The following is a 25,677-nucleotide window of genomic DNA, read 5'->3' on the forward strand; positions in this document are numbered from 1 at the left end:
GGAGGCGGCTCTGTGAGCGGCCACCCGCATGTTGGGGAAGACCACCATGACGTGCGGCACCAACAGTAATCACTGTTCGTCACGGGCCGTATTCGATGGCTGGGGGGATTGGTTTCGCCATCAGGGATGACGCCCTGCGCCGCGGACTGGTATGATATTCGCCCTGATTGCGAGGTAAGTGGTTGTGTTAAGTGCAGGATGCCTGATGATGAAACGCGTTTATATGACACTGATGCTGGTGGTAAGCCTGGCGCTGGCTGGCTGCTCCAGCACCTCCGATTCCGGTACGACCTACACCGTTAAACGCGGCGATACCCTGTATGGCATCTCCCGCACCACCGGCACCAGCGTTCGCGATCTGGCCCGCCTGAATAACATCTCCCCGCCTTACACCATTGAGGTGGGGCAGAAGCTGAAGCTTAACGGCAGCAGTTCAACGAAGACAACGAAGAAAAAATCTTCCTCTACGCGCACCGCGGCGGTCACGCCTTCGTCCGCAGTACCTCAGTCCTCCTGGCCGCCGGTGGGACAGCGCTGCTGGCGCTGGCCGACCAGCGGCAAAGTGGTCCTGCCTTATTCCACCGCCGATGGCGGCAATAAAGGCATTGATATCGCCGGAACCCGCGGTCAGCCGGTGTATGCCGCCGGGGCGGGCAAGGTGGTCTACGTCGGCAATCAGCTGCGCGGCTATGGCAATCTGATCATGATTAAGCACAGCGAGGATTACATCACCGCCTATGCCCACAACGATAAGCTAATGGTGAATAATGGCCAGAGCGTGAAGGCCGGCCAGCAAATTGCCACCATGGGCAGTACGGATGCCGACTCAGTGCGGCTGCATTTCCAGATCCGCTACCGGGCGACGGCCATCGATCCGCTGCGTTACCTGCCGCCGCAGGGAAGTAAACCTAAGTGCTAAAAGGTTATTTTATCGCCAGTCAGCATCCGGCAGGCTTGTCACAGGGTGCGTAAGGGCTATAATGCTTCTCGCACCTCTTCGCGGGCGTAGTTCAATGGTAGAACGAGAGCTTCCCAAGCTCTATACGAGGGTTCGATTCCCTTCGCCCGCTCCAATTTCAAGTCTCCTGAAGTCTACCCAACTCAATTTTCCCTTGAAAAATAAGCGGTTATAGCTTTCTGTTAGTCTATTGAACTCCGACGGAGGACTCCACTTTGGTTGCCGGATCGGCGTTTTGCGCTGCTGGCGCTGGAGTCGTAGCGTTTAGTGATATTTTCGCACTTATCCTGTTTCCGCAGGATGAGTGATTTTACGCAACCGGCTCGCGCTGACGACGACCGATACCGCAGAGGCCGCGGCGGCGCTCCACAGCGCAACATGAATTGCCCTTTCATCTGCTGCCAGCAGAACGCCTACAGCGGCGGCTCCCAGGCACTGCCCGAAAGTGCGCATAATGGATAAAACACCGGACGCATAACTCGCGTGCTCACGAATAACGTTTGAGAGCATTTCCCGGTTATTGGGACTCTGAAAGCAGCCAAACCCTATTCCGCACACCAGACTTCGCAGGCAGATATCCCACATTGAAGGGCTGGCGGGTAACGTCGCCAGCAGGATCAAACCGACGACAAATATCACCAGCCCCAGAGTGGATATCGCCGGGGCTGATATCGTGTCCGCCCAACGGCCTGCATGCGGCGCAATCACCACGATCCCTAATGGCCACGGCGTAAACAGCAGGGCAGACACTACCGGACTGTAGCCGTATTCGCTCTGAAACAGGAAGGGTAGCGCAATAAAGGTGATCCCCTGGCTGACAAAAGCAATCATCGACGTGAAGGCCGCGAGGGTAAAACGTTCATTTTTAAACATGGTCGGCGGCAGTAAGGGATGACCCGTGCGGCGGATTTGCCAGATAAAAGCCATGCCGCTCAGCGCAGCGAGAGCCATCCAGCAAAGGCTGCCGAATTGATAAGTGGCGTTCTGTAGGCTGTTCGCCGCCATGATCGTCGAACCCAACAGCAGCGCCGACAATATGGCGCCCAGGGTGTCGAAGGGCGCCTGCATACGGATCGCATCCCGCGGCAGCGCTCTGACCGCCAGCAGTAAGGCGAGGGTGCCGGGAAGAACGTTTATCGCAAACAGCCATTGCCAGCTCAGGGTGTGAAGGATCGTACCACCCAATACCGGGCCGATAGCGGAGCTGGAGGCAATGAGTAGGGCATGGAACCCCAGAATGCGGCCAAGTAATCGTCCGGGAAATACGGACCTGAGTATTGCGGGGGCAATACTCAGCGTTGCCGCGCCGCCGATCCCCTGAAGCACGCGCATACCGATAAGCACTTCGGGCTTATTCGCCAGCGCGCAACCCAGTGATGTCAGGGTAAAGGTCGTCAGGCCCGCCAGAAATACAGGGCGATAACCCAGACGGGCCGCAAGCGCCGCGAATATCGCCAGCGTCATCGCAGCCGCCAGCAGATACCCGTTGGCGAACCAGACGGCAATACCGGCAGGTACCTGCATCTCCTGAGCCATTGAGGGCAGGGCAATGTTGATCATGGTGCCATCAAACACGCCCATTAAGGTGGTGGTCATGATTGCGGCCATCACCCGTGCGCGCGCCGGGCCAGGCAGTCCTTCGTCGCCGGGTTGGCTGGAAAAGAGCGTCATCATTTGTCCTCTGAGAAGAGTGTATGGATGACAAAACTATAAAGATGGCTTTTACCAGGCGGAAGGCGCACTATTTTCACTTTATTGTTGCATCAAACGCCTTATCTTAATGTGCTGGGAGAAAGGGTAATGTCTGATCCCGATTTTAATTTGCTGGTAGCTCTCGACATATTGCTGAGTGAAGCGAGTGTCGCAGGTGCGGCACGTCGTCTGAACCTCAGCACCTCGGCCATGAGCCGAACATTAAGCAGATTACGCGATGTCACAGGAGACCCGATTCTGGTGCGCGCCGGGCGTAACATGGTACTGACCCCGTGGGCCGAAGCGACCCGGGATCGCGCCAGGCGTGCAGTGCACGAGGCCAGGGCAGTATTGCAGCCCTCAACGGAAACGTTCTGCGCGCGAAGTCTGGCGCGTCTTTTTACCATCAGGGCAAACGATGGTTTTGTGGTGGCGTTTGGGCCTGCGCTCATCGCAGCGGTTGCCGACGCCGCGCCTGACGTCTGTATACGCTTCGCGCCTAAGCCGGAAAAAACGTCGCGCTATCTTCGGGAAGGGCTGGTTGATCTGGAGATTGGCGTTCAGAGTAATATGGGGCCAGAAATACGGCTGCAACGACTGTTTGAGGATCGGTTTGTTGGCGTCGTGCGTAAAGGGCACCCGCTGGCTAAGCAGGCAGAAATAGGCGTGGGTGATTATGTCGCCTGGGGCCATGTGGTAGCGTCACCCGAGGGCGCGTTGCACGGATCCGTTGACGATGCGCTGGCCGAACTGGGGACAAAACGTAAAATTGCGAGCGTCGTACCGGGATTTCCGACAGCACTGTCCGTGGCGCTGGAATCGGATCTTATCGCCATGATACCCGCACTCTATTTACTCAATCAGCAGGTAACGGACCAGGTACACGTTTTCGAGCTGCCGTTCAAAAGCCGTCGTATTACGGTATCGCAGATGTGGCACCCAAGGATGGAACGCGACCCCGGTCACCGCTGGCTGAGAAAGCAAATTCTTGCGATATGCGGTGGGGGGAGGTCAGTCATGGCCTGACCAAATAGACATGTCCGCGCTACAGTCTCGCCACAGCGATCGCTGCTTTCAAAGGATGAGACTCATGACGGCATACGGAACGGAAATTTTCTCAATGAGCGATCTGAACAGACTCACGATCGAAGTCTCCATACTTCGATAGACCGTTTATGTTCATTCCGTGAGACCTAATCGAAAACCCTCGTGGTACCTTTAAATTAACAATTAACGACGAATAAAGGACAGCTTCCCTGCCCTTTATTCTTTTTTATTCAGTTTTGCTCTCGCGCGATCGCAATACCTCACCGACCACAGGAGCAGCGGTAAACGCATTTGGCCATCCCGCGTAGAACGCCGCCTGGGCAACCACTTCTCCGGCCTCTTCAGCCGAAAGCCCATTATCCATCGCTCTGTTCAGGTGGTAGCCAATCTGCGCGCTCTGTCCGGCGGCGATTAACGCGCTGACCGTCACCAGGCTTCTGTCGCGGGGCGTTAGCGCGGGCCGTTGCCAGAGGTCGAGAAACAGCGGGTCGGCGGTAAATTTAACCAGGCCAGGCGAAATGGGGCCGACATTTTTCTCCACGGTATCTGCACGCTGCTTTTCTACCTGTTCATTGAGGGGCAGCAGCGTCGGCGAGGCGGCGGGCAGGGCCTCTGCCGTCACGCCCCTGGCTTCAAAGATGGCTTTAGCGACGCTGACGGCTGACATCGCATTGGGCCAGCCAGCGTAGAAGGCGAGGTGAGTAATGATCTCTGACACTTCCGCTGGCGTCACGCCGCTATCGAGCGCGACGGCAATATAGTGCTTCAGCTCTCCTGGCTGGTTGCGGGCAATCAGCATCGCCATGGTCACGATGCTACGGTCGCGGGCGGACAGGGCGTCACGTTGCCAGAGGTCGTTGCTGATGGCCTCGCGGCCGAAGCGCGCCAGCGCCGGCGACACCGCTTGAATATCAGCGTCCGTAAGGGTAGAAGGGGTAATTTTCATCATAGCTTCATCTCTTTGTTCGTTGGCATAAGCAAAATCAGACAGCACAAGCGACAAGGCTGCCGCGGCAATCACGTTTTTCATATTTGCTCCTTTCCGATCCACAGGGCGGATCGTTAGCGCGTCCACACCTGAGGATGGTCTTTTGTTTGCGGCGTGTTTTGCGCCATCACGCCGGTGAGGAAGTGCGGCTGATAGGCTTCTTCCAGATAGCGGATTTCTTCCGGGCTCAGTTGAAGGGCTACAGCGTTGACCGCGCCGTCAACATGATGCTTTTGCGTGGCGCCGACCACCGGGGCGGTGACTTTAGTCAGCAGCCAGGCCAGCGAAATTTCGGTCATGGAGACCTGATGCCGTTCGGCAAGTTCGGCGACGCGGGCAATAATGCTCCGATCCTGCTCTGCCGTGCGGTCGTATTTGCCCCGGGCATAATCATCTTCCACCGCTCGCCGCGTGTGGCCTTCTAAGCGGGCGAGACGGCCGCTGGCCAGTGCGCTATAGGGAGTCATAGCGATATTATCTTCCGCGCACAGCCCGAACAGCTCTCGTTCGTCTTCACGCATAATCAGGTTGTAGTGGCTCTGCACAGAAATAAAGGACGTCAGCCCTTCGCGTTCGGCAAGGGCGTTCGCCTTCGCCAGCTGCCAGGCATAACAATTGGAAATGCCAATCGCGCGCACCTTGCCGGCGGCGACAGCGGCATGCAGCGCCTCCAGCACGTCGATAACCGGGGTGTTGTAATCCCAGATGTGGTAAATGTAGAGGTCGATGTAGTCCATCCCGAGGTTTCGCAGACTCTGGTCAAGCGAGCGGGTGATCGCCTGTTTTCCGCTGATCCCCCCGGCAATCTGGGCAGCGGTTCGTGGCAGAAACTTGGTGGCCAGCACCACATCCTCGCGTTTTGCCATCTCCCGCAGCGCCCGGCCAACGTACCGTTCGCTGGAGCCGTTCTGATAGGCGATGGCGGTATCGTAAAAATTGATGCCCTGTTCCAGAGCGTAGCGAATGATGTCCCTGCTGGCTGTTTCGTCCAGCGTCCAGCGATGCTGGCCCGTTGACGGATCGCCAAACCCCATACATCCCATGCAGATGCGGGAGACCAGTAAGTCACTCTTCCCGAGCCGGGTATACTGCATCTTTATTTTCTCCCTTTGGGTTATTCCACCAGAGTTTTAAGCCGTGCGATCAGTCTGGCCGCGTGTTCCCGGGCACGCGTTTTTTGCTGAGCGATTTTGTCGGCATCCCGGTCGGCGTAGCTAATGCCGCAGGTATAAACCGGCGCCAGCAGCTCAAGATTGCACAGCCTGGCCGTGGTCTCGAAGGGAAGGAGATACTCCTCAATGGCATGGCCAAAGAAACCGTCAGCGGTATAGAGCGCCTGTGGCGCTCCCGTAGTGAAGGAGAGGAGCAGCTTTTTACCACCCAGTTTCGCCGTTGAGCCATGCGCGAAGCCGTGGATAAAGACCTCGTCCAGCCACTGTTTCATTAACCCGGGCAGCCCATACCAGCTAAAGGGAAACTGCCAGACAATCACATCCGCCTGCAGCAGGCTTTCCTGCTCTGCGGCGATGTTGAATTTGCCGTCCGGATAGAGCCAGTCCAGACGACGGATTTCCGCATCAGGCAGGGCGGTCGCCAGCTCATCGAGGATGGTGGCGTTGGCGATGGAATGGTTAAGATCCGGATGCCCGGAAACGATAAGGATATGAGGCTTTCTCATCGTTACTCCTGAGGTTTAAATTCGGCAGAGAAGAGGTTTTCCCAGTTAATAAACGAGCCGAGTGGAATACACTCGAAGGTTAATAAACCCGCCTTCGCCAGCGGAAATTCGGCCATGACGTTATTCGCCTCTTCCACGGTGTCGCACTCGAGGAAAATAGCGACGCCGGGTCGGTCCTGACGGAAATAGATGTCGCGGATAAAGCCAGATTTATACAGCCCCCAGGCATGGAGGGCTTCCGCGGTAAGGTGCGGCGCATAGTGCTCCAGCGTTGCGCCGGGCGCGGGGATATCCAGACATAAAATTCGCATCGTTGTCTCCGGAAAGTCGTTATCAGCGGGAAGAGACAAAAGTATACGAGCCACAGGGAGTGAAGATTAGGCGGTCATTGACTTAAGAATATTTAGCCTGTACTTAATAATCAGGCGAGACTGTCGCAAGGAGATGCTATGAATAACGCCCTTTATAATCAAATACGCATCTTTCAGAGCATTGCGCGCGAAGGCAATATCTCGGCCGCGGCGAGGAAATTAGAAATCACGCCGCCGTCTGTCAGCAATGCCCTCAAGCTGCTGGAGGAGCATATCGGTCATCCGCTTTTTGTGCGTACCACCCGGCGAATCGAGCTGACGGAAACCGGCCAACAGCTGCTGGAGCAAACCGCTGCGGCGGTCGAGGTTCTGGAAACATCGCTGGAGAGCCTCCGCGATCAGAATCGGGAACCCTCCGGGGCGGTGAGAATTACGCTCTCGCGCTTTGCCTACCTGCTTATTCTTAAACCGGCGATGGCGGCTTTCTGTCAGCAATACCCGGGGATCCAGCTGGAAATATCGGTCTATGACGGTACCGTCAATATCATTGAAGAACGATTCGACCTTGGGATCCGCTTTGGCGATATTCTCGAAGGCGGGGTGGTCGCCCGCCCGTTAATGAAACCGTTTCGCGAAGGGTTATATGCCTCCTCAGCCTATCTGGCCGAATATGGCGTGCCTGAGTCGCCCGCCGATCTCAGCCATCACCGGCTGATTGGCTATCGCTTTATTACCAACCACCGTATCCTGCCGCTGATCCTCAATGACCACGGCGAGCAACTCACCGTGGAGATGCCGGGGCAGTTAATCAGCAATGATATTGACGTCATGGCAGACGGTATCCGCCATGGACTGGGGATTGGCCGCTTGTTTGAACCTATCTGGCGGCTACAGCCCGATCGTGAACAGTTTCTACCGGTGATGGAGGACTACTGGAAAACCTATCCGCCGGTTTATCTCTATTACCCGAAAAACGCGGGTAAAACGAAAAGGGTGAAAGCCCTGATTGATTTTCTGATAGCGCATACCGCGGCATAAAGGCTATTTTGCGTGCGAAATGTCTGAAGACACCGGCACTGTCTTTCCCTCTGCCTTAACCCTATACTCCCTGCGGATAAAGCAGTTTTTTATCGCGGTGTAACGGCTTATCCCATCGTCAACGCGATGGGCGGGGAATTTCAATAAGGGAGAGGCAGCAATGGGCAGACGCTTAATGGTCTGTGTGTTCGCGCTGGTGGCGTTTTCAGCCACTGCAGCGCATGGCCATCACGGCCAGTCGGTAATATCGAGCGCCGACGGCGGCAACGGTTCGGACGGCGGCAGTAGCGATAACTCCTCAGGCAGGGCAGGGTGCCCGGGCGGCACCGATCCCGATAAGCACGGCCATTTTTACCTGCCCGGCACCCGCGAACCCTGCAATCCTGGCCCTCAGGATGCAGAGAAAGTCGGGTCTTCCCGCTAGCGTTCAGCTCAGATCGTGCAGCGCTTTGTCCAGCGGCGGGGAAAGCTGAATATCCCGAAATGCAACCGCCAGTCCGCCGCGCTCCGGTGAGCAGCACATGACGCCGGCTTTTACCGGGCCTGGCGGAAAGTAGCCAAGACGCAGCAGCGGCCAGCGCTCGCCGTCGGTCGAATACTGCAGCCTTAACGCATCGCCTTTGCGGGTCAGCCGTAGCCAGAAAGTGCGCGGGTCGCCGGGGAAAAGCCCGGTGGCCCAGTCGGAGTGGGTTAACGTCAGCACGCTGCCGATGGCCGGGGCATCGTCATTAAACTCAATCCCCGCCTTCAGCCAGGTCTGCTCGTCCGCCATCATCATCAGCCCGGCCTGGTCGTAAAGCGTGGTGAAATCCGCACAGATTTTTGCCTGCAGGGTAAAATCGCCCTCCACCTCAGCGGCATAAAGATGGCCGGAGAAGCGTTCGAAGCCATACCAGGTATGGCGCCAGAAGTCGGTATGCTTATCGGTGACCACCGTCAGGCCGTCGGCATCGCGGTGCCACTCGGCAGGTTCATTAATCCAGTGAAAGGATGGCTGCATTTTTCCTCCGGAACAGGCTTATAACAGCGACTGCAGCGCGGGCGACGCCATGCTGGCCTCAAAGGGAATAATCTCCGTATGGGCGAGGCCCAGCTGCTGGAAGGGATCCTGGCCCAGACGCGATTCCAGAATTTCCCGGCTGTCGCATTTCGCCAGAATCACCCCGCCGGTACGAGGAATACGGCGGCCGGAGGCGAGAAAGAGGCCGTCAGCATAGCATTTTTTGAGCCATTCGACGTGGGCGGGGATCGCGTTGTCAATCTCTTCGAGCGGTTTTATATACGTTAAAACAACCACATAAATCGTACTCATCCTGAAAACCCTGTCAATCCGATGGGATCTTCAGCCTGACACATTTCAATGATGGATAAAAGAAAACGCGGCATTTTTGCGTGCTATTGAGCAGGAGGCGCGTGCTGCAACTGCAGGGAGATTTATCGCAGCTGTGAAAAAAACATATATGTATTTTCGAATGTATATTGATCTTTAATCGTGGTCCCGTATGCTGTCCGTCACGCTTGAGGAGAAACCATGTCTTTATTACCCCTGCAACTGTTCAAAAACCTCGCCGATGAAACCCGGCTGGGGATCGTGCTGTTGCTCAAGGCGCGGGGAGAGCTGTGCGTATGCGATCTCTGTACGGCGCTCGCCCAGTCCCAGCCCAAGATCTCCCGCCATCTGGCAATGCTGCGGGAGAGTGGGCTGCTGCGGGATCGAAAACAGGGTAAGTGGGTCCATTATCGCCTCTCTCCGCAGATGCCGGCCTGGGCGGCGCAGGTGATTGAGCAGGCCTGGCTAAGTCAGCAGGACGATGTGCGGCTGATGATCAGCAGACTGACTGACGGGCCGGGTTGTCGGTAAAAAATTTATCTTATCATATATGATTTTTCGAATGTGATTGGTGGAGGAACGATGTTGCTGGCAGGTGCGATTTTTGTCCTGACCCTGGTGCTGGTGATCTGGCAGCCGCGGGGTTTAGGGATCGGCTGGAGCGCGGCCTTTGGCGCGGCGCTGGCGCTGGTCACCGGTGGCGTACAGATAGCCGATATCCCGGTGGTGTGGCATATCGTCTGGAATGCCACCGCCACGTTTATCGCCGTGATCATTATCAGCCTGCTGCTCGACGAGTCCGGCTTTTTTGAATGGGCCGCGCTACACGTTTCCCGCTGGGGAAGAGGGCGGGGTCGTCTGCTGTTTACCTGGATTATCCTGCTCGGCGCGGCGGTGGCGGCGCTGTTTGCCAACGACGGCGCGGCGCTGATCCTCACGCCCATCGTGATTGCCATGCTGCGGGCGCTGGGGTTCAGTAAGGGAACGATGCTGGCCTTTGTCATGGCAGCCGGGTTTATTGCCGATACCGCCAGCCTGCCGCTGGTGGTGTCGAATTTAGTGAATATCGTGTCGGCAGATTTCTTTGCCATTGGCTTCAGGGAGTACGCTTCGGTGATGGTGCCGGTCGATCTCGCGGCGATCCTCTCCACCCTGGCGATGCTGCACCTGTTCTTTCGCAAGGATATCCCACCCGCCTGGGATATGGCGTTACTGAAAGCGCCGGCCACGGCGATAAAAGATCCGGCGACGTTCCGTACCGGCTGGGGCGTGCTGCTGATGTTGCTGGTCGGCTTTTTCGTTCTTGACCCGCTGGGGATCCCGGTCAGCGCCATCGCGGCGCCGGGAGCGGGGATCCTGTTTGCTGTCGCGAAGCGCGGGCGGGTGATTAACACCGGCAAGGTGCTGCGCGGCGCCCCATGGCAGATTGTGATCTTCTCGCTGGGGATGTATCTGGTGGTGTATGGCCTGCGAAACGCCGGATTAACGGATTATCTGACCACGGTTCTGAACATGCTGGCGGAGCGCGGGCTGTGGGCCGCGACGCTGGGCACCGGTATCCTGTCGGCCTTCCTCTCTTCGATCATGAATAATATGCCCAGCGTGCTGGTCGGCGCCTTGTCGATTGATGGCAGCGCGGCAACAGGGACGATCAAAGAGGCCATGATATATGCCAACGTCATCGGCTGCGATCTGGGGCCGAAAATCACGCCGATTGGTAGCCTGGCCACGCTGCTCTGGCTGCATGTGCTGACGCAGAAGCACATCACCATCGGTTGGGGTTATTATTTCCGCTGCGGCATCACCATGACCCTGCCGGTGCTGCTTGTGACGCTGGCCGCGCTGGCGCTGCGTCTCTCCTTCAATCAGCCATGAGAACGTACTATGAGCATCACCATTTACCATAACCCTGAATGCGGCACCTCGCGTAATACCCTGGCACTGATCCGCAACAGCGGCGCTGAGCCCACCATTATCTATTATCTGGAGAAGCCGCCGTCGCGCGATGAGCTGCGCCAGCTGATCGCCGCGATGGCGATCCCGGTGCGGGCGCTGCTGCGGCAAAACGTCGAACCCTACGATGCGCTGGGCCTGGCGGAAGACCGGTTTACAGATGACCAGTTAATCGACTTTATGCTCCAGCATCCGATCCTGATTAACCGTCCGATCGTGGTGACGCCGCGGGGCACCCGACTCTGTCGCCCGTCAGAGGTGGTGCTGGAGATCCTGCCGGCGCCGCAAAAAGGCGCCTTCGTGAAGGAAGACGGTGAGCGAGTCATTGATCGGGCGGGGCAGCGTGTGAAATAGCGCGCAAAATGGCGCCGGCGATAGCAGCCGGCAAGCCTTGTAAATCCTGCCGCACGGTTGGCTCTCCGGGGGTAGCACCTGGATGGCTTAACAATATTCTCCCTTAGCGCTATTTCTGCCTCCTCCGGCCCGTTTCCCTTACTTTTCCTGTCGTTATATGCCCTGCCCGCACTGACGGTTTTTGTCCTTTGTTAATCAATCAACTTACTGTTTTTAATAAATAAAATTATTTATTCTGCACAATGGCATAATGTCAACGCCGTTTACGTTTTTGCGAACATTAAATCTATAAAACTAGATGTTTGTCGACTTTTCATCTAAAAAGGAACGGTAAGGGGCTGGACAAAACCACTGCATGGTTATCAAATGGTTAAAAATGCTCGTATCTGATGTTAAGACAAACAAATTATAAATCGTCAGCCCGCTTTATACGGTTAACTTGCGCTGCGGCGCACCTTTTCTGGAGAATTTATGCATTCCTCTGTTAATAAAAACGAAAGCCGTACCTTTTTCGGCCATCCTTATCCGCTGGGCTCCCTGTTCTTCACTGAAATGTGGGAGCGTTTCTCGTTTTACGGGATCCGTCCCTTACTGATCCTGTTTATGGCGGCGACGGTTTACGACGGCGGGATGGGGCTGGCGCGGGAGAACGCCTCGGCGATCGTCGGGATTTTTGCCGGCAGTATGTATCTGGCCGCGCTGCCGGGCGGCTGGCTGGCGGATAACTGGCTAGGCCAGCAGCGCGCCGTCTGGTACGGCTCGATTCTTATCGCCCTCGGGCACCTGTCGATCGCCCTGTCGGCATGGCTGGGCAACGACCTGTTCTTTATCGGCCTGATGTTTATCGTCCTCGGTTCCGGGTTGTTTAAAACCTGTATCTCGGTGATGGTCGGTACCCTGTATAAAAAAGGCGACGCGCGCCGCGATGGTGGTTTCTCGCTGTTCTACATGGGGATCAACATCGGCTCGTTTATCGCGCCGTTAATCTCCGGCTGGCTGATTAAATCCCATGGCTGGCACTGGGGCTTCGGCATCGGGGGGATCGGGATGCTGGTGGCATTGATCATTTTCCGTGTCTTTGCCGTACCGTCGATGAAGCGCTATGACGCGGAGGTTGGCCTCGATTCCACCTGGAACAGCCCGGTGGCGAAAAAGAATGGCGTTGGGGCGTGGCTGCTGGCGCTGGCCCTGGGAGTGGCGGTGCTGGTCACGCTCATTAGCCTGGGCACGATCGTGATTAACCCGGTGGCGGTGGCCAGCGTGCTGGTCTATGTGATTGCCGCCTCCGTGGCGCTCTATTTCATCTGGCTGTTCGTCTTCGCCGGCCTGAGCCGTAAAGAGCGGGCGCGCCTGCTGGTATGCTTTATTTTGCTGGTCTCGGCGGCCTTTTTCTGGTCCGCGTTTGAACAGAAACCGACCTCCTTCAACCTGTTTGCTAACGACTACACCAACCGGATGATCGGCGATTTTGAGATCCCCGCGGTCTGGTTCCAGTCGATTAACGCCTTGTTTATCATTCTGCTTGCGCCGGTCTTCAGCTGGGCGTGGCCAGCGCTGGCGCGCAAAAACGTCCGTCCAGGCAGTATGACCAAATTCGTCATTGGCATCCTGTGCGCGGCGGCGGGCTTTGGCCTGATGATGCTGGCGGCGCAGAACGTCCTGAACAACGGCGGGGCCGGTGTCTCGCCGCTGTGGCTGGTGGGCAGCATCCTGATGCTGACGCTCGGCGAACTGTGCCTGAGCCCGATTGGTCTGGCGACCATGACCCTGCTGGCGCCGGAGAGAATGCGCGGCCAGATGATGGGGCTGTGGTTCTGCGCCAGCGCGCTGGGTAACCTGGCGGCGGGGCTGATTGGCGGTCATGTGAAGGCCGATCAGCTGTCGCTGCTGCCGGACCTCTTTGCCCGCTGCTCTATCGCGCTGCTGATCTGCGCCGCCGTACTGGCCGTGCTGATTGTCCCGGTCCGCCGGATGCTGGAGAACAGTCAGTCCAGCGCCGCGCAAAAATCCGTCAGCAACGCCTGACGCGATCCCCAGGCCGGTCCCCCGGGACCGGCTTGTTTTTTGTCCAATCCCCGCCTCAGCTGTGCAAAATCCCCTTTTCTGAATGCGCGATGTCCCATAACGTGAGCGTGTTCTTTGAAATCACGTCGCTTTCCGGTCCATAGTGTAGTCAGGTTTACTATGTGGTTAATATAAGGACACACCTATGCCAGCAGTCATTGATAAAGCATTGGATTTCATTGGTGGTATGAATACGTCTGAGCCAGTACCACAGTCTATGGATGAAAGTACCGCGAAGGGAATTCTCAAATATTTGAAAGAACTGGGCGTGCCAGCCAGCCCGGCCGATGTCGCTGAGCGCGGTCAGCAGCAGGGCTGGAGCGCCGGGTTTACCGACAAAGTGGCGGAGTGGGCTGAACGGGTCGCCGCCGGCGAACGGCTGGTGATTAAGCATCCGGAATTCTTTTCCACCTACATGCGCGAAGAGCTGCGCGCCCTGGTGTAATCGCCGCGCATCAATCCCGCGTCTTCTGTTAAATGCCTTCCCCATCCGGGAAGGCATTCTTGCTGATGACAAACCTGTTTGGTTATTGTGCCCGCATTTCTGCCGGGTGGCGGCTTCGCCTTACCCGGCCTACGAAAGGCAGCAATATCAAACCGTTATGCGGTTGGCTGTAGGCCCGCACAAGCGCAGCGCCACCGGGCAATCCCTGAAGATTGCCCTTTGGCTGCAGTCTGAATGCCTTCCCCTCCGGGGAAGGCATTTTTGTTACTGGCCGCGGTAGCCGCCGCCCAGGGCTTTGATCAGGGTAATGTCGGTGCTCAGCCGCTGGGCCTCAATGTCCAGCAGCAACAACTGCTGGGCAAGAACCGCCCGTCGGGCCTCTTCGGCGGCGTAGCGGCTGAGCAGGCCGCGCTGATAATGGGCGCGAGCGCTGTCGGTGGTGGTCTGCGCCGCGGTGACCTTCAGCTGCTGCAGCGCGCGCTGCTGATTCAGGTCGTTAAGCTGGCTGGAGCTGATGGCGACATCGCGAACCGCGTCCAGCACCGCCTGGTTGTACTGTTTGATCAGAATATTGCTGGCGGTGCGCACCGACTGCAGATTGGCGTTCAGACGACCGCCATCGAAGATCGGCAGATAGAGCCCGGGCAGCAGGTTGATCTGCTGGAAAGAGGACTTAAACAGATCCCCGACGCTCAGGGCGTTATAGCCCCAGAACGCTTTGATATCAAAATGGGGATAGAAGGCCGCTTTCGCCGCGTCGACCTGACTCAGGGAGGCGGTCACGTACCCGCGCAGCGCCTGCAGGTCCGGGCGGCGGGCCAGCAGCTCGAAAGAGAGCGACGGCGGTAGCGTCTCCTGGAGCGCAGGCAGCGCTACCGGATGGATCGCCGGCATGCTTTGCGCATCGGCGCCGATCAGCGCCCGCAGGGTTTCACGATACTGGGTCAGCATCCCCTCGGCGCTAATGATCTGCTGGCGGGCGGCAAGCTGTTCGGCCTGGGCGTTGGCCACATCCACGCTATCCTCCACACCGCGTTGGGTCCGGTGCTCGTGGGCCTCCACCGAGAACTGGGCAATGCCCTCCAGCTCCTGCAGCAGCGCGATTTTCTGGAATGTCGCCTGCATAGCGAAATAGAGCTGCGCCACGCTGCTGGCGATGTCGAGCTCAATGCCGGCGGTCTCCGCCAGCCGGGCGTTTTTCTCGCCAATGGCGGCGGCGACCCGGGCGCGATCGGCTCCCCAGAGATCGATATTCAGCTGCGCCCCGACGCCAACGGTGTTCAGCGTATACCACGGACCGTTCTTATCCACCGGCAGGGAGTAGGAGTAGGGCCAGCTAAAGGATTTGTCGGTGATCCGCAGGCGGTTTTGCGCCGCGACGGCGGTGGCCTGCAGGCCCATCGCCGACTGGGCGAGTTCCACCGTAGACTGCGACTGGGAGATGCGCAGCCGGGCGGCCTGCATGGTCGGCGAATTCTGCAGCGCCCGATTGATCAGCATATTGAGCTGAGGGTCATCGTAGGCCTCCCACCAGCGGGCTGCCGGCCAGTTGCTGTTCGCCAGGTGGATCACCTGCGCCAGCTGGGCCTGCTGCGGATTGACGATGGCGACCTGGGCAGGCTCGTCCTGAATCAGCGCGCAGCCGCTGAGCAGCGTCAGCGTCAGGGTAAGGAGAGTGTCGCGCAGCCGCGCGGAGAAAGGAAGGATCATCATGACGTTTTAGCCTGTTGCTCAGTCGCTATCGGTGTCGGGCCCCAGTCGGGCAGGGTGGCCAGCGCGGCGGCCAGCGCCGGGCCAAAGGGGTTAGTCAGGTCGGTGGCCAGCGGTTCGGCAGGGGCCGTTGCCTCCTGTTCGATACGTTCGGCGTAGCGCCGCAGCTGTTCGGCGCAGCGGGTCAGGGTCGGGTCTCCTGGCGCGGCGTTGAGCCGGTATCCTTCGCTGAGGCGGGCGATCTCCTCGGCCCGGGCGAGGGTGGCGCGCATCGGCCAGTTTTTCGCCTGGGGCCAGGGGTGGGCATACGTGCCCAGCGGTTCGGCGCGAACCCGATGGATAAGCGCTTCGCTGTCGGTGAAGGCGACAAACAGAGGGGCCAGCGGCACCGCATCGTGCGGGGCGGCGAGGCAGTCCGCCAGCCGGCGATAGAGTCCGGCGAGGCGCGATTTCAGCTGCGGCGCTTCGCTGTCCGGCCAGAGATATAAATGGACAATGGAGGAGACCAGCACCCCGAGCAGGATACCCAGCACCCGGTCCCGTAGCTCGGTGAGGTTAGTCAGCGGACCAAACCAGCTGAGGAAGGCCAGCGCAAAGGTGAAGCCAATCTGGATCCCGGCGTAGGCGATACGCTCCGAACCGGCGGCAATCCAGGCCGCCAGCGCCAGCACTGGCAGGGACATCGCCAGCAGCCCCGACAGCGAGTCGGTCCAGGGCTGGACAAAAACGATTAACAGCAGCGCCAGCAGAGTGGCGAACAGCGCGCCGCCGATGCGCAGCCACGTCTTTTGCATCGTGGCGCCCAGCCCGGGCTGGGCGACGATCACGCAGCTCAGCATAATGGTATGCAGTCCCTGCCAGTCGGCAGCGGTATAGAAGACATAGCAGATTAGCGTCGCCAGCAGGGTCTTGAGCGCAAAATGGAGATACGCCGGGTTGCGCCAGGCGTCCGGCGCCAGCAGGGGCGGCTTCTCCACCTCGCCCTGCGGCAGAGCAACGGGCTCACCCAGGGCCAGCCGCTGCAGAAGGGCTACCATCTCCTGCAGAACGGCGCGATTGACGCCGCGGCCGCTGAGCGCCAGGGGAGGAATAGCGCCGTCAAACGGCCCCTCGCTGAGGGCACTCTTCAGCTGCAGCACCGCCTGCGACAGCCGCAGGCGATCGTCGCTATCGGCCTCGTCCGCTTGCAACAGCGCCGCCAGCTGGTAGCAGCGCAGGGTGGCGGCCAGCCGCGAGCGCCAGGCCTGGGGATCGGCGGCGATCTCCGGCGTCGCCCGGCTGGCCTGGGCGAACAGCGACTGCAGCTGGTTGAACTGCGCGGCGGTCTCGCCGAAGGTCGGTGGCGCTTCAGCGTCCGGGTCTGCCAGCCGGCTGGCGACCGCCTGCAGCATCTCCGCCAGACGCGCCTTAAACTGGTTGCCGGGAAAGGCCTGCTGAAAACAGGCGTTGACCAGCAGGGTGACGAGGATCGCGGTGTTAATCGCCACCCACAGCCAGAGCAGCAGCCGCACCAGGATTTCACTCTGGCTGGTCATCGACGGGAAGGTTTGGGCGTAAATCACCGCCAGCGCCACCACGAAAAAGGCCAGTCCCAGCTTGCCCAGCACCCGCATTAGATAGATGGCGCAGAAAAAGAGCGCCACGGAGGCCGCCAGGCGGATCAGCGGGTAGTCATAGGTCCACTTGATGATCAGCAGCACGCCGCCGAGCGCCACGCTGACGGTGACAAAAAAGACCACGCTGACTAACTTAATCATCAACACGTTAGGCTGGCTGACGTAGAACACGACGATCAGCGCGACGGCCAGAAAGGGGATCTGCAGGGTCATGAACAGGGTGATGAGCACCGCACAGCTCAGCGTCAGGCGCAGCGTGTAGCTGGCGCGTCCCGGTGCGTCGCGCAGTTCCTGGCGTAAAAAATGGGCGAGAGGAAACATCGCGTCGCCCGGCTACGGCTGCAGCACGGCGCTGGCCGAGGCGCCCATGCGGAACAGTTCCGGATCGGGATCGCTGACGGCGATTTTCACCGGGAAGCGCTGCGAGACGTGGACCCAGTTAATGCTTTTCTGGATCAGCGGCAGGCCTTCGATGACGCTCCCGCCTTCGGGCAGGACGCCGGAGCCGACCGAATCCACCACCCCGTTAAAGGTCCGGTTGTGGTTGGTCATCACGGTGATGCGCGCCGCCACCCCAGGGCGCACGTTGTTCAGGTCGGTTTCGCGGAAGTTAGCGATCACATACCAGCGGTCGTCATCCAGCAGGGTGAATACCGGCTTCAGCGCCGAAGCGTACTGGCCGACGGTGGTTTTCAGCGCCACCACCACGCCGTTGAACGGCGCGCGCACTTCGGTGAATTCCAGATGCAGTTCGGCGAGGGCGATTTGCGCCAGGATCCCGGCGCGTTGCGCCACCATGGCATCCACGCCGGTCACAGCCGCCGAGGCCTGTCTGGCCTGCAGCAGCGTGGCCTCCAGCTCCGCCCGCGCCGCTTTCTCGGCGGTGCGCGCCTGATCGAGATCTTCCTGCGAGGCAAACCCCTGCGGCACCAGCGGCTCAAGGCGGATGCGCGTGGAGGTGGTCTGCTTGACCAGCGCTCTGGCGCGCTCGACGGCGGCCGCCACCGACTGGGCGTTATACTCCTGCGCTTTGATGGTGCGCTGGGTCAGCATAATCTGCGCGTCGAGGGTCGTCAGCCGCGCTTTCGCGTCATCGAGCATCGCCTGATAGGGGCGGGGGTCGATGCGGAACAGCAGATCGCCTTTTTTCACCCGCTGGTTATCGCGAATGGGCATCTCCACGATGCGCCCGCTGACCTCGGGCACCACATCGATGGTATCGGCGTAGACATAGGCGTCATTGGTCTCTGGCGACGTTTGCAACTGCCAGATAACCAGGATCAACGCCAGGATGGCGGCCAGGACCAGCGCCAGCAGAGGCCATTTCTTGCGTAACAGGGGAGTGCGGGAAGTAGTCATAAGCGATCAGTGAACAAAAAACAGAAACCACAGCAGTGTGGCGAACAGGAACATCAGCGCGACATAGCTGAAGACCAGGGGAGAAAAGCGAGGCTGCCAGCCTTTACGGGTAATCAGGATATGGCAGGGGATCAGTAAAAACGCCCCGCCCAACAAGCAGAAAAACCAGCCGGGGAATGCGGCGCCCAGTACCGGGATCGCTGGTGAGAGTGAGCAGCCGGTCAGCGGCAAGACGAGCAGTAGCCGCGCCGGGCGGGCTATGGTGGCAATATGATTCAATGGAACATCCCTGAGTGCTCTTACCAGTGTGTCATGAGTGTAATCGCCTCGTTGCGGGAATGAAAGTCAACCGTTCGTTGACTGCGGGATCCTTGCGCGCCGGGAGAGCGGGAGGATGCGCCAAATCGCTCTCCTCACGCCCATTACCGACTTGCGCATAGTCAGCCGTCAAGGGGAGGACTATGCTTAGCCTGAAAGTCATAAAACAAGACCGAGGCAATGTCATGGATAAGGAATTACTGGAAGCCGGCTACCGGGCCTACACCGGGGAGAAAATCGACGTCTACTTTAATACGGCGATCTGTCAGCATTCCGGGAACTGCGTGCGCGGCAGCGCGAAGCTGTTCAATCTCAAGCGTAAGCCGTGGATCATCCCGGATGAAGTAGATGTCGCGACGGTGGTGAAGGTGATCGATACCTGCCCGAGCGGCGCGCTGCAATATCGTCATAAATAAGCGAGGAGAAGATGGAAATACTGGAAGGGCACAACAAGTTTTATGTTAACGACGCGCAGGGTAACCAGGTCGCGGAGATTGTTTTTGTTCCCACCGGCGAACACCTCAGCATTATCGAACATACCGATGTCGATCCCAGCCTGAAAGGCCAGGGGGTGGGGAAACAGCTGGTGGCGAAGGTGGTGGAAAAAATGCGCCAGGAGCAGCGGAAGATTATTCCTCTCTGCCCGTTTGCCAAACATGAATTCGATAACACCCGTGAATACGATGATATTCGCGCCTGACGTACCAGCACCGGTGTAAACCGGTGCGCTTTTCTCTCGCCAGCGAATCCACGCCTTTAGTCACTCATCGCTTCCCCTCATGCCTGGACAAACGCCGACCGTGAGTTTGCTGATGAACGAGGCGGCTGCCTGTGCGGAAAGCGAGGGGCCAGATGCGGGTGATATTCCACCAGCTTTTTCACCCCCGCCAGCCGCTGAGCGTAGAGCGTTTTCTGGCTCAATCCGAGACGTTGCGACTGCTCGCCTATCGTCTGCCCTTGCAGCAGGGCGAGGAGCGCTTTGAGCTCGGCATGACTTAATCCAGCGCCCCGTTTTCGGTGGATCAGGGCGGCTTCACTGGCAAGGCGTTCAAGCCGCGGCGCGTTCTTCAGCCGATGGATCAATTGCGCGCAGGGGAGGTCGGCAGGAGCGGCATGGACGTTGCGCAAACGATCCGGATGGCTCACCTGATAAAGCAGCGTTCGCCACAGCCAGATGGCCGGGCTGCGGCTAAGCATCAGCATCGGCAACGGGCGTGATGCCTGGTCGAGCAGCCTGGCCGCCTGGCGCAGTGTGGTGAGCATCCACAGGGGATCGTCAGGAAGAAAGACCACGATCCGCTTCACCGCGGCCAGCTCCCGCAGAGAGACGCCCTCCACAGGCAGCACGACGGGCCGCTTCCCCGCGTTGTGCATCAGCTGGCTCAACCCACGGGCGGCCAGCGAGCAGGGAGAGAGGATGTACTCGGTCATCATTGATAGACAAAGGTAATGCCGATGATCGACTGCACGTTGCCGGCGGTGACCTGGCCTGTGGTCCGGGCGTAGGTCGCCGTCAGGCCGAGATTGACCGGCGAGGTTCCGACGGTGCCCAGTGAGACCGTGCTGTTCGCCGGCACGGCGCTGCCGTTGCGGGTAAGCTGGACGCCTATCCCTTGCGCCGGCGAGGCGGAGGCGGTGTTAGTGAAGATCGCGTTAGCGCTGTCCGCGGTGGCGCCGGAGAGGTAATACCCCAGCTGTTGGCTCTGCGCGCAGTGCACGGTGAGCGGCACGGCCATGGAGCCCGGGTAGTCTGGGAGGGTGACGGTGACATCGCGGGCGGAGACATCGCAGCCGCCGGTGGGGACCACCACGTCGTTATTGGCGTAGATATTCCAGATGAACTGGAAGGAGTCGCTATTGTAGTTGTTAGTCTGATGCAGGATCAGCACCGCGATTAACGATCCTGCGGTGATCGCCACCCCGCCGGCGGTGCTGACCGGCGTCAGATACAGGACGGCCGGCCAGGGCTTATCGGTCCGGGAATCGTAAATCACCCGCGCCGTTTCCGTGGTGGTCGGGAAGGGGTAAGAGGTGCCGTTATATTTCACGGTGCCAGAGAAACTTGACAGCACACCGCCATAGGCGGATCCGCGCTGCAGGGTCACGTAGTCAGTGATCGTTTCCGGATAGTCGTTATGGCAAAAAATCTGCGTGGAGAGGTCGACCACCAGGTTTTGCCCGACGTTGACCGCCGGGGTCAGGTTAACGTAGACGTTGGCTGAGCCGCCGCCGATGGGGATCGTCGCGCCGGTGGCTGTTTTGCAGGCGAAGGACCAGGCGTTCATCGACCAGCCCAACAGCAGCAGGGTGGTGAATAAAGGGATAATTTTTTTCATCATGATGCTCTCCTGGCTCAGGCGTAGGTATAGGTCACGTTAATCACCGCCTGAATGGTGCCTTGCGTGGCGCCGCCGTTGACCGACAGGGCCCTGACCTGCAACGGGAAGCGGGCGGACTGGCTGGCCTCATCCACCTGTACCGACTGGCTGCTGCCATTGTTCAGCGTGGTGCCATCCTCGCTCTGCAATTCGAGCTGAATATTGCCCGCCGTCCCCTGGTTTTTGTAATAGCCGGTGCTGTCCGCCGTTCCGCTGAAGGTGGCCTTCACCCGTGAGGTACCGACGGGGCAGTTGCTGAGATCCAGCGCCACGCTGTGCCAGGCCGATGCCGAGCCTGCGCCAATCAGGCTGAAGGTGTAGAGATCGCCCAGCTCGACGGTGGCATTGACGGTGGAGACCGTGCAGGGTCTGGCCACCACCTTCCCGTTGACGGTAAGGGTGACGTCGGCCGACCGCAGGGAAGGGCTCGCGGTTAACAGGCCGGCCAGCAGCCAGCCCACGTGGGTCCATTTCATTTCAGCCTCCACTTACTGAAATTCCAGGGTGAATGTTGCTGTCGCATTGACATGCCCGGCGGTGACGGGCACCTGCGTGGCCATCAGACGGGCGTAAAAGTTCAGGATGTTGGTCTGGCCCGGCGTCAGCGTGGTCCAGGCGATGGCTGACGACGGGGCATTGACAGGCAGCCGGGACTGCTGCTGGTCGAGAATGTCCACCCCCATTCCCGCCGCCGCCGAGGCGCCGGCGTCGAGTTTTAACAGGCTGGTATTGACGCTGTCCGCCACGCCGGTGAAACCGACCTTCACCGCGGTGACGGAAGTGCCGCAGGGCGATAGCACGATACGGAACGGCACCGGCGGGGTCGTCGCCCCGACGGCGTAAAACTGCTTCGCGGCGTTGTCCTGCAAATCGACGGTGAAATCCTTCGACTCTCCGGCCACCGCGCAGGCGTTGTCGCGCACATAGCCGCTGATGGCGATCGTGCTGTCGGCAGCGAAGGCCAGCGGCGCGAACAGAGCGAGCAGGGCGCTCAGCAGAAACTGCGGTGTTCTCATCATCATCTCCTTAGCGACACGCGACGGACAGCTGGCTGAGCGACTGCTGCTGGCTCTCCGGCGGCAGACGATAATCGGCCACGCACTGGGCGTCCGGGGCATCGCCCCATTTCACCCGCACCTTGCCCGCCAGCGGCATCCCGCTCAGGTAGACCTGGCCGTTATCCGCGACGATGCTGCCGCTCTGGTTGCTGTCGCTGGTGGCGAGGGCGCCAAACGGCACCGGTTTGCCGCGATGGGTCAGCGTCATCAGAATCTTCATTCCCACCTGGGCGTTAAAGCTGGCGCGGACGATCGCCCCATGGGTAGGCACCACGCTGACCACTGCATCGTCAAGATCGACATTGTCGGCCAGGGTATTGGTGTCCAGCGCGACCCGGTTTTCGCGATACTCGGTGGCATACGGCAGGACGGCATACCCGCGCCAGTCGGTGCGCACCCCGGTCTGGTTTTCTACCTTCACGCCGCCGGCGCCGGGGGCTTTCACCAGCACTACGGTATCGTTCAGCGGCTGGCTCAGGGTGATGCCGTTGGCGTGCGCCAGCACGCCGCCGCTGACCCCGTAGTAGAGCTGTTTGAAACCATCGCTGCGGCTGTAGCCGACGTTGGCGTTGCCGTAGCCGCCGCGGTAGTTGAGCGCGGTATAGCCGGTGCTCCCGCTGTCGCCGTTGCCGCCGCCCGCATAGCCGGTCTGCACGCTATAGCTGAGGTTATTGTCTTCCAGCAGGGTGCCGTACAGGCCCGCCAGATTGGTCATGCGGCCATTGAGATCGTGCGACAGGCTGTAGCTGGCGCTGGCGTGCCGCCAGACCGAACGGCTATCGGAACGCAGCCAGTGGCTGAAGGGGATATTGACGTTGACCGCCAGCATCTGATCGCGCCCCTGCTGCCAGGCATTTTTCGTCAGGCTGTAGCTTAGCGACCAGTTGATATCGTCTACGGCGGCGTTGAGGCCGGCCTGCAGTTGCTCATCGGCATCGTCGGTGCCCCAGTAGGTCTGGTGGCTGCCGCTCAGATAGAGGGTGGCGGTGCGCCCCAGCTGTTGGGTCACGCTCAGCTGCACCTTACCGCGCTTGCTGTAAGCCAGATTGTAGTAGTCGGTAAATTTGGGTTTCACCTGGATAACCCCGTCCTGGGTTTCCACGCTGTAGCCGCTCATCCGGCGGTAGGTGGTATCGGCAAAGTTATAGTAGCCGCGGGTGGAGTAGCGGTAGCCCACCAGCTGCAGGTTGGTGCCGGTCTCATCCAGTGACTTGTTATAGAGAAAACGCACCGACTGTCCCTGATGCTCGCTGTCGTCAGGCAGGGTGGCGTTGGCCTGGGTGATATCCAGCGATAAGGCGCCGAAATAGCCCATGTTTTTCCCCACCCCGAGGTTAAAGGCGCGATAGCGGTCCGCCAGCTGGGTGCCGCCGTACAGGGTCCAGCCGGCCGGCAGGCCATGCATGGCCGTGCTCTGGAAAAAATCGGGCGTTTCCTGTTGGTTGTTGCCGCTGCGGTACTCCCCGGCGGTGAGGGCGAAGCGGGTATGGCCTTCGCGCTGCAGCACCGGCACCGTTGACCAGGGCACGCTGAAGACCTGGCGGGTGCCATCCGCTTCTTTAATGGTGACCTGCAGATCGCCGCCGTTGCCCGCGGCGTAGAGATCGTCGATGGTAAACGGCCCCGGCGGCACCGTACTCTGGTAGATTTCGTAGCCGTTTTGTTTGACTGACACCTGCGCGGTGCCGCGGGCGATCCCGTGGATCACCGGCGCGAAGCCTTTCTGGCTGTCCGGCAGCATATTGTCATCCGAGGCCAGCTGCGCGCCGCGGAAGTTGATCCCGTCGAAGACATCGCCGTTGGTGTAGCTATCCCCGAGGGTAAGCCGCGAGCGCAGGGAAATAATGTCCCGCTCAAGCCAGCTGTTGACGTGCTGCCAGCGGTTCTCATTGGATGACGCGCTGCCGCCGCTGCTGTAACTCCAGGTGCTGTTATCGCGCAGGCGCCACGGACCGAAGTTCAGACCGCTCTGCAGGTTCAGATAGGCGTAACGGCTGTTGCCCCCGGTGGTGTTATGGACGTTGTTGCCGGTGAAGTTATAGTTAATCAGCCCGGCGGTGATGCCGTTATCCCATAGCTCCGGCGGGATATACCCGCGGGCGTGGCTGCCCATAAACGCCTGGGGTACGGTGAGATACAGGCGCTGTTGGCCGACATCGAAGCGGGTGGTGGCTTCGCTGATGAGCGTCGTTAGCGGCACGCAGGCCGTACTGTCCAGGGCCGCCATGCCCGTCACCCGTCCGGTATCCACCCCCATGCTCGCCAGCTGGCCGCGGGTCAGGCAGGGCGACAGGCCATTGCCTTGCGCATCGGCCTGGAAAGTGACGTCCCGGGTGGTCATATAGCCGTTATTGAGATAAATATCGACGCGATAGGTGCCCGGCGGGACCTCCTGGCCTTTTTCAAATCCCGACAGGTCTGCAACCGCCGCCGGATCGTCAGCTAAAAAGCGGGGGTTAAAATAGAGGTCCGCCTGCGCGGCGAACGGCTGTGAGCAGAGCCACAGCGTCAGCGCCGGCGTAATCAGGCGCCGGGCGCTTCGGCGACCCCCATGGTCCAGTCCATATTTTCGATGTGACATAATCCCTCCGGTCCGACGTTGCCCGGCTGTCAGTGCTTCTGGTCATGCGCAGCGTGGCCCGCGCGGCGGGGCACACCAGATTTAACGCAGTACGCCATTCATTTTCGGCGTCAGCGCGCCGTAATCGTTAATGGTGCGATAGGTGATGGTGTTGCCGGCATCCGCAGGCAGCTTGACGCTGGTTTTACCCATCGGCGGCACCAGGGCGTTTTCCAGAATGCGCGTTCCGGCGTTCAGTTCGGTCACCGTCAGGTAATAAGGGGTAGGATTCGTCAGCGTTAGCGACGATCCGTTGCGGCTAAAGGTCAGCTTGTCCGCCGCCTGATCCGGGGGCAGGGGCAGTTTTGCCGGTCGGTAGTAGAGCTTGATGCGGCTGATAATCGCCAACTGGAGGGTGTTGTCGCTGAGCTTCGATTTATCCATTGAGGGAATAGCCTTCACGTTCATCCAGAACAGGCTTTCCCGATCCTGCGGCAGCTGGTTATTGGTCGCATCGATAATGCGCAGGGTGTTCTCTTTTTTGCCCTGCATGGCAAACAGCGGGGGAGTGATAACAAACCGGCCGTCTCGCTGCCCATCGGCATTTTCCACCCATGACTGAATAAGCCAGGTGCTGTTGTCGTCGTTATTGGTCACCGCCAGCTGGACCTGTTTCTGACCCGCCGGGTAGATGACCCGAGTCGCGCCCAGCGCGACGCCCGCGTGCGCGCTGGCGCTCAACGCGCCGGCGGCGAAAAGCACACATCCCGTCAGTATGCCGCGTATCGTCGTTGCTGTTTTTCTCACATTATCTCCTTGT

General features: G+C 59.5%; 27 protein-coding genes, 1 tRNA gene and 1 pseudogene. 12 read left to right on the top strand and 17 right to left on the bottom strand.

Going from position 1 to position 25,677, the window contains the following annotated elements; genetic code table 11:
* Window positions 1-205: 205 nt before the first annotated feature.
* Window positions 206-919, top strand: a complete 714-nt coding sequence (gene actS, locus GT756_RS13405) for an amidase activator ActS (protein WP_017899801.1) — start codon at window positions 206-208, stop codon at window positions 917-919.
* Window positions 920-999: 80 nt separating this feature from the next.
* Window positions 1,000-1,073: transfer RNA gene (locus GT756_RS13410), tRNA-Gly, on the top strand.
* A gap of 167 nt (window positions 1,074-1,240) precedes the next feature.
* Here the strand turns inward: GT756_RS13410 and GT756_RS13415 are convergent.
* Window positions 1,241-2,629 carry an MFS transporter gene (locus GT756_RS13415; RefSeq protein WP_085846480.1) on the bottom strand — a complete coding sequence of 463 codons (1,389 nt, stop codon included), beginning with the start codon at window positions 2,627-2,629 and terminating at the stop codon, window positions 1,241-1,243.
* A 129-nt stretch (window positions 2,630-2,758) separates the two neighbouring features.
* On the opposite strand from GT756_RS13415, the gene GT756_RS13420 reads away from it, so the two are divergent.
* The gene (locus GT756_RS13420; RefSeq protein ID WP_004205331.1) at window positions 2,759-3,676 is read left to right on the top strand and encodes a LysR family transcriptional regulator; all 918 of its coding nucleotides are present in this window, start codon (window positions 2,759-2,761) and stop codon (window positions 3,674-3,676) included.
* 247 nt (window positions 3,677-3,923) lie between these two features.
* Here GT756_RS13420 and GT756_RS13425 read toward each other — a convergent pair whose 3' ends face one another.
* The 4 genes from GT756_RS13425 to GT756_RS13440 are packed head-to-tail and all read right to left on the bottom strand — an operon-like array spanning window position 3,924 to window position 6,674.
* Window positions 3,924-4,727 carry a carboxymuconolactone decarboxylase family protein gene (locus GT756_RS13425; RefSeq protein WP_057212995.1) on the bottom strand — a complete coding sequence of 268 codons (804 nt, stop codon included), beginning with the start codon at window positions 4,725-4,727 and terminating at the stop codon, window positions 3,924-3,926.
* A 32-nt stretch (window positions 4,728-4,759) separates the two neighbouring features.
* Window positions 4,760-5,779 (bottom strand): aldo/keto reductase, encoded by a 1,020-nt coding sequence (locus GT756_RS13430; protein ID WP_160124842.1) that lies wholly within the window; start codon window positions 5,777-5,779, stop codon window positions 4,760-4,762.
* 20 nt (window positions 5,780-5,799) lie between these two features.
* On the bottom strand, window positions 5,800-6,363 hold the full coding sequence (locus GT756_RS13435; protein ID WP_023319106.1) for an NAD(P)H-dependent oxidoreductase: 564 nt from the start codon (window positions 6,361-6,363) through the stop codon (window positions 5,800-5,802).
* A gap of 2 nt (window positions 6,364-6,365) precedes the next feature.
* Entirely contained in the window at window positions 6,366-6,674 is a 309-nt protein-coding gene (locus tag GT756_RS13440; protein ID WP_004205336.1) for a hypothetical protein, read from the bottom strand.
* Between the two features lie 138 nt (window positions 6,675-6,812).
* On the opposite strand from GT756_RS13440, the gene GT756_RS13445 reads away from it, so the two are divergent.
* The gene (locus GT756_RS13445; RefSeq protein ID WP_004205338.1) at window positions 6,813-7,712 is read left to right on the top strand and encodes a LysR family transcriptional regulator; all 900 of its coding nucleotides are present in this window, start codon (window positions 6,813-6,815) and stop codon (window positions 7,710-7,712) included.
* Window positions 7,713-7,872: 160 nt separating this feature from the next.
* Entirely contained in the window at window positions 7,873-8,136 is a 264-nt protein-coding gene (locus GT756_RS13450; protein ID WP_004205339.1) for a hypothetical protein, read from the top strand.
* A gap of 3 nt (window positions 8,137-8,139) precedes the next feature.
* Here the strand turns inward: GT756_RS13450 and GT756_RS13455 are convergent, their stop codons facing one another.
* Window positions 8,140-8,712, bottom strand: coding sequence for a DUF1349 domain-containing protein (locus GT756_RS13455; RefSeq protein WP_004205340.1), 573 nt, complete (start codon window positions 8,710-8,712; stop codon window positions 8,140-8,142).
* 18 nt (window positions 8,713-8,730) lie between these two features.
* The gene (locus tag GT756_RS13460; protein WP_004205341.1) at window positions 8,731-9,024 is read right to left on the bottom strand and encodes a YciI family protein; all 294 of its coding nucleotides are present in this window, start codon (window positions 9,022-9,024) and stop codon (window positions 8,731-8,733) included.
* Window positions 9,025-9,243: 219 nt separating this feature from the next.
* Here GT756_RS13460 and GT756_RS13465 point away from each other — a divergent pair, with 219 nt between their 5' ends.
* From GT756_RS13465 to GT756_RS13485, 5 genes are all read left to right on the top strand, one after another.
* Window positions 9,244-9,573, top strand: a complete 330-nt coding sequence (locus GT756_RS13465; RefSeq protein WP_004205342.1) for a metalloregulator ArsR/SmtB family transcription factor — start codon at window positions 9,244-9,246, stop codon at window positions 9,571-9,573.
* 51 nt (window positions 9,574-9,624) lie between these two features.
* Window positions 9,625-10,917, top strand: a complete 1,293-nt coding sequence (locus tag GT756_RS13470) for an arsenic transporter (protein WP_032456594.1) — start codon at window positions 9,625-9,627, stop codon at window positions 10,915-10,917.
* A gap of 9 nt (window positions 10,918-10,926) precedes the next feature.
* The gene (gene arsC, locus GT756_RS13475) at window positions 10,927-11,349 is read left to right on the top strand and encodes a glutaredoxin-dependent arsenate reductase (protein WP_160124843.1); all 423 of its coding nucleotides are present in this window, start codon (window positions 10,927-10,929) and stop codon (window positions 11,347-11,349) included.
* 471 nt (window positions 11,350-11,820) lie between these two features.
* On the top strand, window positions 11,821-13,374 hold the full coding sequence (locus GT756_RS13480) for a peptide MFS transporter (RefSeq protein ID WP_017899270.1): 1,554 nt from the start codon (window positions 11,821-11,823) through the stop codon (window positions 13,372-13,374).
* A 184-nt stretch (window positions 13,375-13,558) separates the two neighbouring features.
* Complete coding sequence (locus tag GT756_RS13485; RefSeq protein ID WP_004205347.1) at window positions 13,559-13,858, top strand: DUF1889 family protein; 300 nt, start codon at window positions 13,559-13,561, stop codon at window positions 13,856-13,858.
* 264 nt (window positions 13,859-14,122) lie between these two features.
* Here GT756_RS13485 and GT756_RS13490 read toward each other — a convergent pair whose 3' ends face one another.
* From GT756_RS13490 to GT756_RS13505, 4 genes are read right to left on the bottom strand one after another with little or no spacing between them, the layout of a single operon-like run.
* A complete protein-coding gene (locus GT756_RS13490; protein ID WP_049116646.1) occupies window positions 14,123-15,571 on the bottom strand; it encodes an MdtP family multidrug efflux transporter outer membrane subunit in 1,449 nt (482 codons plus the stop codon).
* Complete coding sequence (mdtO, locus tag GT756_RS13495; RefSeq protein WP_100098396.1) at window positions 15,568-17,505, bottom strand: multidrug efflux transporter permease subunit MdtO; 1,938 nt, start codon at window positions 17,503-17,505, stop codon at window positions 15,568-15,570. The genes GT756_RS13490 and mdtO overlap by 4 nt, the downstream gene beginning before the upstream one ends.
* A 12-nt stretch (window positions 17,506-17,517) precedes the next feature.
* The gene (gene mdtN, locus GT756_RS13500; RefSeq protein WP_023319101.1) at window positions 17,518-18,543 is read right to left on the bottom strand and encodes a multidrug transporter subunit MdtN; all 1,026 of its coding nucleotides are present in this window, start codon (window positions 18,541-18,543) and stop codon (window positions 17,518-17,520) included.
* A gap of 6 nt (window positions 18,544-18,549) precedes the next feature.
* Window positions 18,550-18,822, bottom strand: a complete 273-nt coding sequence (locus GT756_RS13505) for a YtcA family lipoprotein (protein ID WP_004205353.1) — start codon at window positions 18,820-18,822, stop codon at window positions 18,550-18,552.
* A gap of 224 nt (window positions 18,823-19,046) precedes the next feature.
* Between GT756_RS13505 and yjdI the strand changes: the two genes are divergently transcribed.
* The gene (gene yjdI, locus GT756_RS13510; RefSeq protein WP_004205354.1) at window positions 19,047-19,277 is read left to right on the top strand and encodes a 4Fe-4S mono-cluster protein YjdI; all 231 of its coding nucleotides are present in this window, start codon (window positions 19,047-19,049) and stop codon (window positions 19,275-19,277) included.
* A gap of 11 nt (window positions 19,278-19,288) precedes the next feature.
* On the top strand, window positions 19,289-19,561 hold the full coding sequence (locus tag GT756_RS13515; protein ID WP_002916201.1) for a GNAT family N-acetyltransferase: 273 nt from the start codon (window positions 19,289-19,291) through the stop codon (window positions 19,559-19,561).
* 80 nt (window positions 19,562-19,641) lie between these two features.
* On the opposite strand, the pseudogene GT756_RS13520 reads toward GT756_RS13515, so the two are convergent.
* From GT756_RS13520 to GT756_RS13545, 6 genes and pseudogenes are all read right to left on the bottom strand, one after another.
* Window positions 19,642-20,295, bottom strand: a pseudogene (locus tag GT756_RS13520) (fimbrial protein); the annotation flags it as partial.
* The gene (locus tag GT756_RS13525; RefSeq protein ID WP_004205356.1) at window positions 20,292-21,197 is read right to left on the bottom strand and encodes a fimbrial protein; all 906 of its coding nucleotides are present in this window, start codon (window positions 21,195-21,197) and stop codon (window positions 20,292-20,294) included. The gene GT756_RS13525 and the pseudogene GT756_RS13520, both read right to left, overlap by 4 nt.
* 17 nt (window positions 21,198-21,214) lie before the next feature.
* Window positions 21,215-21,700 (bottom strand): fimbrial protein, encoded by a 486-nt coding sequence (locus GT756_RS13530; protein ID WP_072500825.1) that lies wholly within the window; start codon window positions 21,698-21,700, stop codon window positions 21,215-21,217.
* Between the two features lie 27 nt (window positions 21,701-21,727).
* Complete coding sequence (locus GT756_RS13535; RefSeq protein WP_004205358.1) at window positions 21,728-22,255, bottom strand: fimbrial protein; 528 nt, start codon at window positions 22,253-22,255, stop codon at window positions 21,728-21,730.
* Between the two features lie 10 nt (window positions 22,256-22,265).
* Window positions 22,266-24,878, bottom strand: coding sequence for a fimbrial biogenesis usher protein (locus tag GT756_RS13540; protein WP_094311410.1), 2,613 nt, complete (start codon window positions 24,876-24,878; stop codon window positions 22,266-22,268).
* 81 nt (window positions 24,879-24,959) lie between these two features.
* Window positions 24,960-25,664, bottom strand: a complete 705-nt coding sequence (locus GT756_RS13545) for a fimbria/pilus periplasmic chaperone (RefSeq protein ID WP_174562441.1) — start codon at window positions 25,662-25,664, stop codon at window positions 24,960-24,962.
* Window positions 25,665-25,677: the final 13 nt, after the last annotated feature.

Source organism: Klebsiella sp. Q2 (genome assembly GCF_009900705.1).
Taxonomy (GTDB): Bacteria; Pseudomonadota; Gammaproteobacteria; order Enterobacterales; family Enterobacteriaceae; genus Klebsiella; species Klebsiella quasipneumoniae.

Bases quoted from the DNA above. Each gene is read 5' to 3' on its own strand.
- GT756_RS13460 (WP_004205341.1), bottom strand. From the start codon at position 9,024: ATGAGTACGATTTATGTGGTTGTTTTAACGTATATAAAACCGCTCGAA.
- GT756_RS13515 (WP_002916201.1), top strand. From the start codon at position 19,289: ATGGAAATACTGGAAGGGCACAACAAGTTTTATGTTAACGACGCGCAG.
- GT756_RS13490 (WP_049116646.1), bottom strand. From the start codon at position 15,571: ATGATGATCCTTCCTTTCTCCGCGCGGCTGCGCGACACTCTCCTTACC.
- GT756_RS13425 (WP_057212995.1), bottom strand. From the start codon at position 4,727: ATGAAAAACGTGATTGCCGCGGCAGCCTTGTCGCTTGTGCTGTCTGAT.
- GT756_RS13540 (WP_094311410.1), bottom strand. From the start codon at position 24,878: ATGTCACATCGAAAATATGGACTGGACCATGGGGGTCGCCGAAGCGCC.
- yjdI (WP_004205354.1), top strand. From the start codon at position 19,047: ATGGATAAGGAATTACTGGAAGCCGGCTACCGGGCCTACACCGGGGAG.
- GT756_RS13455 (WP_004205340.1), bottom strand. From the start codon at position 8,712: ATGCAGCCATCCTTTCACTGGATTAATGAACCTGCCGAGTGGCACCGC.
- GT756_RS13415 (WP_085846480.1), bottom strand. From the start codon at position 2,629: ATGACGCTCTTTTCCAGCCAACCCGGCGACGAAGGACTGCCTGGCCCG.
- GT756_RS13470 (WP_032456594.1), top strand. From the start codon at position 9,625: ATGTTGCTGGCAGGTGCGATTTTTGTCCTGACCCTGGTGCTGGTGATC.
- GT756_RS13430 (WP_160124842.1), bottom strand. From the start codon at position 5,779: ATGCAGTATACCCGGCTCGGGAAGAGTGACTTACTGGTCTCCCGCATC.
- GT756_RS13435 (WP_023319106.1), bottom strand. From the start codon at position 6,363: ATGAGAAAGCCTCATATCCTTATCGTTTCCGGGCATCCGGATCTTAAC.
- GT756_RS13480 (WP_017899270.1), top strand. From the start codon at position 11,821: ATGCATTCCTCTGTTAATAAAAACGAAAGCCGTACCTTTTTCGGCCAT.
- GT756_RS13420 (WP_004205331.1), top strand. From the start codon at position 2,759: ATGTCTGATCCCGATTTTAATTTGCTGGTAGCTCTCGACATATTGCTG.
- mdtO (WP_100098396.1), bottom strand. From the start codon at position 17,505: ATGTTTCCTCTCGCCCATTTTTTACGCCAGGAACTGCGCGACGCACCG.
- GT756_RS13465 (WP_004205342.1), top strand. From the start codon at position 9,244: ATGTCTTTATTACCCCTGCAACTGTTCAAAAACCTCGCCGATGAAACC.
- actS (WP_017899801.1), top strand. From the start codon at position 206: ATGATGAAACGCGTTTATATGACACTGATGCTGGTGGTAAGCCTGGCG.
- GT756_RS13445 (WP_004205338.1), top strand. From the start codon at position 6,813: ATGAATAACGCCCTTTATAATCAAATACGCATCTTTCAGAGCATTGCG.
- GT756_RS13525 (WP_004205356.1), bottom strand. From the start codon at position 21,197: ATGAAAAAAATTATCCCTTTATTCACCACCCTGCTGCTGTTGGGCTGG.
- mdtN (WP_023319101.1), bottom strand. From the start codon at position 18,543: ATGACTACTTCCCGCACTCCCCTGTTACGCAAGAAATGGCCTCTGCTG.
- arsC (WP_160124843.1), top strand. From the start codon at position 10,927: ATGAGCATCACCATTTACCATAACCCTGAATGCGGCACCTCGCGTAAT.
- GT756_RS13485 (WP_004205347.1), top strand. From the start codon at position 13,559: ATGCCAGCAGTCATTGATAAAGCATTGGATTTCATTGGTGGTATGAAT.
- GT756_RS13535 (WP_004205358.1), bottom strand. From the start codon at position 22,255: ATGAGAACACCGCAGTTTCTGCTGAGCGCCCTGCTCGCTCTGTTCGCG.
- GT756_RS13440 (WP_004205336.1), bottom strand. From the start codon at position 6,674: ATGCGAATTTTATGTCTGGATATCCCCGCGCCCGGCGCAACGCTGGAG.
- GT756_RS13450 (WP_004205339.1), top strand. From the start codon at position 7,873: ATGGGCAGACGCTTAATGGTCTGTGTGTTCGCGCTGGTGGCGTTTTCA.